The 6,000-nt window shown below is 45.2% G+C and carries 4 protein-coding genes; all 4 read right to left on the bottom strand.

Features of this window, described 5'->3' with window-relative positions:
* Positions 1–185 precede the first annotated feature (185 nt).
* Positions 186–2,831: a cation-translocating P-type ATPase gene (locus EWV68_RS19700; RefSeq protein WP_287170782.1), complete on the bottom strand. Its 2,646-nt coding sequence runs from the start codon at positions 2,829–2,831 to the stop codon at positions 186–188.
* Positions 2,832–3,313: 482 nt separating this feature from the next.
* Positions 3,314–3,595 (bottom strand): DUF4164 domain-containing protein, encoded by a 282-nt coding sequence (locus EWV68_RS19695; RefSeq protein ID WP_221275565.1) that lies wholly within the window; start codon positions 3,593–3,595, stop codon positions 3,314–3,316.
* Positions 3,596–3,736: 141 nt separating this feature from the next.
* On the bottom strand, positions 3,737–4,090 hold the full coding sequence (locus EWV68_RS19690; RefSeq protein WP_012266708.1) for a DUF4164 family protein: 354 nt from the start codon (positions 4,088–4,090) through the stop codon (positions 3,737–3,739).
* Positions 4,091–4,149: 59 nt separating this feature from the next.
* Positions 4,150–5,964: an ABC transporter ATP-binding protein gene (locus tag EWV68_RS19685; RefSeq protein WP_125730597.1), complete on the bottom strand. Its 1,815-nt coding sequence runs from the start codon at positions 5,962–5,964 to the stop codon at positions 4,150–4,152.
* Positions 5,965–6,000 lie beyond the last annotated feature (36 nt).

The following is a 6,000-nucleotide window of genomic DNA, read 5'->3' as shown; positions in this document are numbered from 1 at the left end:
ATCGGGGGGAAATTTAGGCACTTTTTCCCTGAAAATTAGGTAATTGGCCACCTCAAAACTGGTAAAACCCCACACCCCACACCCCACACCCCACACCCTGCCCCCAGGAAAAACTTTTTGCCGCAAACCCTACATAGCGCACTGCTGCAACAATTTGTAACCGATCGTGGAATCTATGATGCTTTTTATTTTTGGATGTTCAAGTGCCGACGGTTCCACAGTTTTAGTCCTTCAAACCAGAAAATACTGACAACTCCAGAAACTAAGCTGACCAGCAAATCATCAGTATGTAGAAATGAAAAGCTGAACAGGTGTCGTAGCAGGGGAACATAGAGAACTAATCCCAAAAACAGGAGTCCACCGCCGATCACCCACCACAAAGCCTGATTAGGAGCTTGGAGCATTTCTGGAATCGTTCGGGACCAGGAACGATTGGTTAAGATCATAGCGAGGTTGGAGATAATCAATGTCGTAAATGCTAAGGCACGAGCATCAAATTCACTATTGCCGTTGTTATAGGCGATCGCGAATACAATAAGCAGTACCACTAAAACGCTGATCCCTTGAAGCAAGGCCAATCGCAACGTCCGACGACTGAACAAGGGTTCTTTGGGATTACGGGGGGGGCGACGCATAATATCGCTTTCTGCCGGTTCAGCTTCAAACACAACCGTGCAGGCCGGATCGATAATTAAGTGCAGAAAGGCAATGTGGATCGGGAGTAGCACCAAGGGCCAGCCAAACATGACTGGAATCAAGGACATACCGGCGATCGGAACGTGAACGGCCAAGGTATAGGCCATCCCCTTTTTCAGGTTGTCAAAGATACGTCTTCCCAGTTTGACCGATTCGACGATGGACGAAAAATCATCTTTCAACAGGACCAAATCGGCAGACTCGCGCGCTACATCCGTACCCCGTTCACCCATGGCAATGCCGATATGGGCAGACTTGAGGGCCGGGGCATCGTTGACACCATCACCGGTCATAGCCACAATTTCACCGGAGCGTTTCAGTGCATTGACAATCAATAGTTTTTGTTCGGGGACGACACGGGCAAAGATGTTGGTGCTTTGAATGCGATCGCGCAGTTCCGACTCACCCATTTGCTCCAGTTCCCTGCCAGTGATCACCTTGTCTAAAGGCCTGAGTCCAATCTGACGGGCAATGTTCTGGGCTGTTACCGGATAATCACCCGTAATCATCACAACGCGAATTCCCGCACCATAGCATTCGGAGATCGCAGGTGCAACAGTAGGACGCACCGGGTCTTCCAGGCCGATGAGTCCCACAAATTCAAACTCAAAGTCGTGTTGTTGCACAGGTAAGCGATCGTCAGATTCCAAGTAGGCTAGAGGCCCAGATGACTCAAGAGCGTGAGTTTTGGGTAATGTTCCAATTTTGCGTCCTTGAGCGACTCCCAGAACTCGCAAACCTTCTCTGGCCATGGACTGGATCTGTTCGGCAAGCTCCTGTTGTTGAATCGGGCTGAAATGGCAGAGATCAGCGATCGCTTCTGGGGCCCCTTTTGCCGCAACGGTAAGCTCCCCCGTCAGGGATTCCCAGACACAGGACATGGCCAAGAGATCGGTGGACAGGGGATATTCGCGCAGTAGTTGCCAATCGCTATGCAGGTGTTCAGTCTTGGCCAGGTAATCCCAACCAATTTGCTGCAACGCTTTCTCCATCGGGTCAAAGGGATCTTTGCGACTCGCTAGAATGCCAAACTCGATCAGGGGATGAAGGACTTCGGGCAAGGGTTCGCGCTCGTGGAGCGTCACATCGTACAGATAAGCATTGGAGCCGCTGTAAACCAACAATTGTTTGACGGCCATTTGGTTCAATGTCAGGGTTCCAGTCTTATCGACACAAAGAACGGTGACAGAACCCAGGGTTTCAACCACTGGAATGCGACGAGTTAGTACCTGTTTTTGCGAGAATCGCCACGCTCCCAGAGCCAGAAAGATGGCCAGCACCACCGGAATTTCATTGGGCAAAATTGCCATTGCCAGCGCTAATCCTGCCAAAAAGCCATGCAACCAATCGTCCCGGGTTAGTCCATAAATCACGACCACCGCCGCGCAAATGGCAAGCGCAATCATCGTCAATTTACCGACAATGCGACGGGTTTCTTTCTGTAAGACAGTGTCTTCCGGTTCAACCGTTTGCAGAGCTTTGCCAATTTTTCCCATTTCAGTATGTATGCCCGTTGCTTGCACCTGGGCAATGCCCTGCCCTTGTACCGCAAGAGTACCAGAATAGACAGTGGGTAAGTCGTCTCCACCCGGTCTCAAGGTTGCTGAAAGTTTCTCTGGGTCTTCTTCCAGCTGGATGGTGCGTTTCCTGACCGGAACAGACTCTCCGGTTAACAGCGATTCATCAATCGTCAAGTGAGTCGACCACAGCAAAATCGCATCCGCAGGAACGCGATCGCCCTCCTCCACCACGATCAAATCGCCCTGTACCACTTCTCGCCCCGCAATCCGCTGCCGCTCCCCATCTCGAATCACCAAGGCCCGAGGACTGGATAAGTCCCGCAGTGCTTCTAGAGAACGTTCCGTTTTTTGCTCCTGGTAAAGATTGATGCCAATAATAAAAAAGACAAACCCCAACAAAATCAGAGCTTCTTGAGCATCACCCAAAAAGAGGTAGATGACACCACAGGCAATCAGGAGCAAGAAAATCGGCTCTTGGATAATGTCTAGGGCGATCCTTAAAAAAGTACGATGCTGGGTTGAGGGCAGTTCGTTGTAGCCATGCTGTTTCAAGCGATCGCCAGCTTCTTGGCTAGACAACCCGTTAAACTGCCTATTTTGCATAGGTGCAACCATAACACTTACCTAGGTTTTTCACACAGGCTATTCTCGCATATAAAGAGTTGGTAATTGCCTCCGGCTTACCGAAAAATTGGGTTTAAAGCCTCGCCCTTTGAGGGCGACTTTATAGGATGTATAATATTAAAAATAGCGGGCAGAGTAAGCAACCGCTGAAAAAACCCAGTCATCAACCGATGAACGCACCTTGAAAACTAGAGTTATGGGGTTCTCTAGGGGAATGCTCCTATAGGTAAAAGCTCTCAGCACCAAGTACCAAAGAAACCAATTATTTTAGAGGTTTGGAACTGTATCGTCGGGTCCCCCGAAAACAGGCTTCTGTAAGGTCGCGAAAGTCTGAGGAGAGAACCACCTCTGGGTGGGATTTCGCCAGGAATCTAATTCAAGTGGACTCGTTGAGCCAGAAATTCACAGCAGTGATGCTAGAAGAATCCACGTCGTAAACGGCGTGGGGTGTGTCAATTCTGTCTGAGATTAGATCAAATCTTTGAGAAGGTTGTCAGGAAAGCAACGGCGATCGCACTTGCCAAAAGAATAATTAATGTCCAGACCTGATTTTTTTGGGTTCCTTCCACTGATTTCAGGCGATTATCGATTCCCTCAACCTTTTCGGTTAACTTTGCCTGTCCTACCTCTAGCTTATTTAACCGTTCGTCGATTTTGTCAAATTTTTGATTAACATCTTTTTGGAAACTGTCAATTTTCCCCTCAATCCTCGTCAAAACAGCTTCTAGGGAATAGGTAACGGTTTCGTTAGACATGGTATCAACTTCCATTAGATATATTTTCTCGGTCCGCTATTGGGGACTATTTTAAGACTAAACCAGTTCGAGGTTGTTCGAGAAGATCGTTTTTCTGGGATGACAAAACTTGAAACTGTGACTAATAGCCACAGGTTAATTCTAGGGATTACCTGAAAAAAATACTTTCCAACCGGCTGTAGCGATCGCACTTGCCAAAAGAATAATTAATGTCCAGACCTGATTTTTTTGGGTTCCTTCCACTGATTTTAGGCGATTATCGATTCCCTCAACCTTTTCGGTTAACTTTGCCTGTCCTACCTCTAGCTTATTTAACCGTTCGTCGATTTTGTCAAATTTTTGGTTAACATCTTTTTGGAAAGTGTCAAATTTTTGGTCAACATCTTTTTGGAGACTTTCAAATTTTTGGTTAACATCTTTTTGGAGATTGTCAATTTTCCCCTCAATCCTAGTCAAAACAGCTTCTAGGGAATAGGTAACGGTTTCGTTAGACATGGTGATCAACTCCCATTAGATCATATTTTCTCGGTCTGCTATCGGGGACTATCTTAAAACTAAACCAGTTCACCGCTTTCTTGTAAAGAGTGGAGACGTTGATAGATTCCCTGCTGATTTAATAATTGGTCATGGCTACCGATCTCGACAATCCGACCATTATCCAAGACGACAATTTGATCAGCTTCTCGAACAGTACTGAGACGGTGGGCGATAATAATCGTGGTGCGAGTGCCTAAGATGGATTTCATGGCTAGTTGAATGGCTCTTTCTGACTCATAATCTAAGCTAGAAGTGGCTTCATCAAAAACTAACACATCTGGATCAACAATTAACGCCCTAGCAATTCCTAAACGCTGTCTTTGTCCCCCCGAAAGACGCACGCCCCTTTCCCCTACAATAGTGGAATAACCATTAGGTAATTCCTGAATAAATTCATCAACACGGGCAATTTTACAGGCTTCTTCTACCTTCTCAAAGCTAATATTAGGATTACCGTAGGTGAGATTTTCTAACACCGTACCATTAAACACATCTACTTCTTGATGGACAATCGCTAACCGTCGCCGATACCAAGTCACATCCAAGCGACTAATATCCTCGCCATCTATCAGAATTTGCCCTTGACTCGGTTCAAAATAGCGGAAAAGTAACTTAACTAAAGTGGATTTTCCTGAACCAGATTTTCCCACTAATGCCACGGTTTGATAGGGTTCAATCAGAAGATTAATATCCTTTATAATCCTTCTTTCAGGACTATAGCCAAAGCTAAGATTACTTAATTCTACTTTCCCCGTAAAATGATAGGGATTGTGTTGGGCATGATCGGCTAAAAGACTACCAGCATCAGTGCCACTAGGCAAGTTGATAAATTCCTGTAAACGTGCCATAGAAGCATAGCGACGAGCGAAAGTTTCTGCCATTTGGGATAGGGGATCTAATTCCGCATAGGCCATACTAGCGAGGGTATAGGTGGTGATAAAATGCCCGATCGAGATTTTCTGTTGAACGGTGGCTAGGAGAGTAAAGAAAAATACTCCAAATAAACTAGCTTGGACGAGGGTTTTTTCCCAAGTAATTAAGTCCACATAACCCTTATGAATGCGATAGATAACGTAGGTAAATTCTCTCTCTAAACGCTGTTTCTGACGATATAATTCTTGTCCTTCTGTGGCAAAAGCTTTGACAGTTTTGATATTAGTAATAATCTCAGAATTGCGACTTTGGGTATTTTCGATGTGCTGATCCAGAATTCTTTCTTTTTGCATTAAATCTTTTAAATCTCTCAAAATAAAAGCTACAATTAATACAAAAGAAATAAGAAAAGCAAGGGCGATCTGCCATTGAATTACCCAAATAAAAATAAAGATACCGAAAACTCTAAACAATTTTGGGATCATCATTCCCGCCACTTCGGGATAAGTCCAAGTATGATTTTCTATCCCTTTGGCGATCCGGTTAGCGATGCGTCCTGGATTATTTTCATCGTAAAAAGATAGGGGTAAGGTGAGAATTTTGGCAATAATTTTGTTGAGATGATCTCGTCGCGCTCTTAAGGATATTTCCCAGTGAAACCATACACCCACCCAAGGCTGAATTGGTGCTTTAATTACCGTGGTTAGGAAAATTAAGCCTAATAATACTGCCAAACTAACCCACTTTTCTGAGGCAAAGGGAGTTAAAATCATGGTGCGATCGACCAAAGATTGCACGAATCCATCTAAAGGTTGATCGGAAAGAACATTAAGAATCTGTCCGACAGCGTAGGGAACCATCAGATCGATAATTTCAAAGACGCTGGATGCAGCAATGCTCAAAAAGGCGGCTTTTTGATAATTGCGATAGTAACTGAGAATATCGCGTAAGGAAGCCATAACATCAAGTAAATTGCCAATTTTTAACTTCTATCT

It is taken from the genome of Microcystis sp. M_QC_C_20170808_M9Col (assembly GCF_007095495.1).
In the GTDB taxonomy this organism is placed as follows: Bacteria; Cyanobacteriota; Cyanobacteriia; order Cyanobacteriales; family Microcystaceae; genus Microcystis; species Microcystis aeruginosa.
Note: the sequence above shows the minus strand (reverse complement) of the source record. Positions and strands in the feature narration are given on the sequence as shown.